Source organism: Seohaeicola saemankumensis (genome assembly GCF_021021435.1).
Lineage (GTDB): Bacteria > Pseudomonadota > Alphaproteobacteria > Rhodobacterales > Rhodobacteraceae > Seohaeicola.
In genome coordinates this window covers 1-2,068 of the sequence record NZ_JAINWI010000052.1, presented here as the reverse complement: position 1 = coordinate 2,068, position 2,068 = coordinate 1, and the positions used below count along the sequence as shown (strand labels likewise).

Annotated in this window: 2 protein-coding genes; both read left to right on the top strand. The window is 63.8% G+C overall.

The genetic code is table 11. From position 1 onward, the window contains the following. The first annotated feature begins 357 nt into the window (after positions 1-357). Positions 358-951 carry a helix-turn-helix domain-containing protein gene (locus tag K7H22_RS19885; protein WP_230802544.1) on the top strand — a complete coding sequence of 198 codons (594 nt, stop codon included), beginning with the start codon at positions 358-360 and terminating at the stop codon, positions 949-951. Beyond that, positions 938-2,068: relaxase/mobilization nuclease domain-containing protein (locus tag K7H22_RS19880; RefSeq protein WP_230802543.1), on the top strand; the 1,131-nt coding region annotated here is incomplete at its 3' end. The genes K7H22_RS19885 and K7H22_RS19880, both read left to right, overlap by 14 nt.

Here is a 2,068-nt window from a genome sequence, read left to right as displayed (position 1 = left end):
CTATCGGCCAGGGCCTCCCGGTTTTTGCGGCAGAGATTTGGGGTCCCAAATCTGGCCCTCCTTGACCCTGCCTGTCCGCCCTGTCGGTGGGGTTTGCACCCGCCCGCGTTTCCGTCCGAACACATGCGTGTTCGGCCAGACCCTCGGGCGGGGCTGGGGAAGGGGGACTTCCAAAGCTGGAGGCTGTGCTGGTGGTGACGGGACAGGCCCGCGTCCCTGCGGGCCGCGGGGGAAGCGGACACCAAGGCTGCCTGAGACTGAATGCGACGGAAGTATATAATTGACAGCTTGGTATATTATCGTAAGGTGGGGGCAGCCTTGGTGGAAGGTGGCAGGAAATAGGGGGTCTTTCTTCGCATGTCGCGCTCAAAACGTCTCTCAGATGCGGACCGCATGGAGATCGTTCGCGAGGCAGCGGAAGGTGTGTCGACGTCCGTGCTGGCTGAGAGGTTTGGCGTGTCGGTGCGGGCGATCCAGTACACGCTCAAAGCTGATGTCGAGCGCCAGGCCGATGCCGCTATTCCGGTCTCCGCTGTCAGTGTGAAGGTCACCGCTGCGGAGCTTGAGGCGCTCGACGAGGTGTTGGCGAAGGCGGGGATCGAGAGCCGGGCCGAGGGGTTGCGGCGGCTCATTCAGGCGGCAGGCGGGGTGTTCGTTCCGGACGCGCAGATGGCAGCAGAGATGGCGCGGTACAGGGCCTCTCTGCACGAGGTCGGTAACGGGGTCGCGCAGATCGCCAAGCAGATGACGCTGGCCAACCGGATGGGGCAGGGGGCTGTGGGCGGCACGAGTGCCGAGTTCTCCGAATTGCGCCTCGCGCAGATGCGCGGGCTGGCGCGGTTCATTCTGGATTCCGCTGACGAGATCGATCTGCTTCTGCGCCGCCGTCGCAACGCGATGCAGCTGGATGCCACGGCCGCGCTGAGGGAGTTTGCCCATGCGGCTGAATGATGCCGTCCATGCCGTCACGGGCGAGGTCTTCCGGGATGGCTGGAGCCGCGTCCGGGGCTCAATGCAGGGACTGCACGTGGCCAAGCAGACTCAGCTTACACGTGCGGCAGCAGGGCATCGGCCAGCAGTCTTCAAGGCGATCCGGGGCGGGGGGACGCATACCAAATCGCAACTCGCAAACCAGCTCGATTACCTCACAACCAAGTCCACCCATATCGTGGACAGCAGCGGGTTTCTGGATGGCAAGGCGAAGCTCGAGGCGGAGGACATCAAGGACCTTACCGAGCGCTTCGCCAAGCGGTGGGATGCGGGCTTCAAGCCCAAGCTGGGGCAGACCACCCACATGCTCATGTCCTTCCCCATTGGCACGCGCGGCGAGGATGTGCGCGACATCGCAACGGATGTGGCGGAACGGTTCTTCCAGACCGACGCGGGGCATTTCGACTACATCATCGCGGTGCATGAGGACCGCGATCACCCCCATGCGCATCTGGTGCTGAACCGTCGCTCGCAGGAAGGCGAGTTCTTCTTCCTCGGGCGCAACCATCGCTTCAACTATGACGACTTCCGCCTCGCCATGGTCGAGGAGGCGGAAAAGTATGGCGTGCGCCTAGAGGCCACGCGCCGGGTGGATCGCGGGGTTGTGCATTACCCCGCCCGCACCAGCGAGATCTATGCGGCGAAAGAAGAGGGTCGCGCGCCCCGCGAGCGCGAGCGTGTCGGAGCCGACCTGACGCGGACGCTGGCGGAGATCGCCAATACGAAAACCATCTACCACTCGCTTGCCGCTGAGGCTTCGCGCGAGGCCCGCGAGGATATTGCCGCGGCCCTCTTCCGCGCGGGCGAGGTGCTGGCGCGCGGCGGGCAGGTGGACCGAACAGGAGATGTGTATATGGCCGAGGATCAAAGTTTCGAGGATCTGAGAAGCCTCTATGCGGAGAAGCTCGCGCGGGTGCAGGGTATGATCGCCGAGAAGTCTGACGCGGAACGTCCCGTGCTGGAAAAACGCCTCATCGAGATCCAGACGCAGGTCCAGCACATGCAGCCTCTCGGATTGCGATCATTCACGCTGTCAAAGACCCCCTCGGAGGGCGGGATCTATTCCGAAGCCAATATC

Excerpts from the sequence above, each read along its gene's own strand:
- K7H22_RS19885 (WP_230802544.1), top strand. The coding sequence starts at position 358 with ATGTCGCGCTCAAAACGTCTCTCAGATGCGGACCGCATGGAGATCGTT.